This is a genomic window from Bombella pollinis (assembly GCF_026385485.1).
GTDB lineage: Bacteria > Pseudomonadota > Alphaproteobacteria > Acetobacterales > Acetobacteraceae > Bombella > Bombella pollinis.
Genome location: NZ_JANIDX010000013.1, coordinates 1 through 946 on the forward strand (window position 1 = coordinate 1; position 946 = coordinate 946).

Genomic DNA, 946 nt, shown 5'->3' on the forward strand with positions numbered 1-946 from the left:
TTACGATATTGAGCAAGTGCATATTTGTAGCAAGGCCTTTTTGGATAAGACGCCTGCGAAGCCTGCTTATAACCCGGAGAATGACCCTGACCTCCTTATAGTAAGAAGGTTGAAAGAAAATAAAGCTAGTATAGTTGAAGAGATGGTTAAGGTAGGTGTGGAAAGGAATATTGCGGAGGGTGCGGCCATTCTCGTGACTACTCAAAAGGGACGGTATAAAGAGTGCCTTGATAAGCTTAACTTTTTATGGCGGTCTCGTCCCCCTGGTGTTGATATTGCCTCTGAAGATATAAAGATTGTGAATCAACGTCCTCCTGCAACAGCGGAGAATGTTTGCGATATTGGGCGGGTGTATCAAGACCCGAATGCGGAAGACCCTTATGCGCCATCGATTGAGCGGTTATTGAAGGCTTTTCGGGAGGACCGGAAGGGAACGATTAAGAGGTTGAAGAAAGTGGGCGTCCGATGGGATCATGCTGAGGATGCGGCAGATTTAGTTCTTTCCCAGAAGGGGCGTTATTGGCGTTGCGCGGTTATTGTAGGGGGGTTGTTGGATAATATGGGGTATGAATGGGGAGATATTACCCATCATGTAGATGCGATAAATAAGGGGTATTATACCATTGGGGGCTATCCTAGTGGTGGTGGTGGTAGTGGTGTTGGTGATGGGGTTTGTGATGTGGATAATATGAATCAAAATCCCCAAGAGGGGTTATGGTGAGGGAGGCGTGTTTAAGCTTATGAAGCATTAGGGTATTTCCTATCGAAGGGACGGTTTTTGGCCGAGGTTGGTGCGGATGCAGTCGATGGTTGTGTGCCATTTACCTTCTTGCATTTCTGTTGAGACTTCATGTTGGATGGCGATGGGTAACCATAGGCCATCCCAAGGGGCTTTGCTGATAAGCTGATGGCTTTGGTTGGTGAGGCTGTCCGGTTGGCTTTGTGA

Annotated in this window: 2 protein-coding genes; one reads left to right on the forward strand and one right to left on the reverse strand. The window is 47.4% G+C overall.

The window, feature by feature from the left end; genetic code table 11:
• Positions 1 to 721 (forward strand): hypothetical protein (locus NQF89_RS08785; RefSeq protein ID WP_266137995.1); only part of this gene is annotated, 721 nt, incomplete at its 5' end.
• Positions 722 to 760: 39 nt separating this feature from the next.
• Here the strand turns inward: NQF89_RS08785 and NQF89_RS08790 are convergent.
• A partial coding sequence (locus NQF89_RS08790; protein WP_266137996.1) for a hypothetical protein occupies positions 761 to 946 on the reverse strand: 186 nt, incomplete at its 5' end.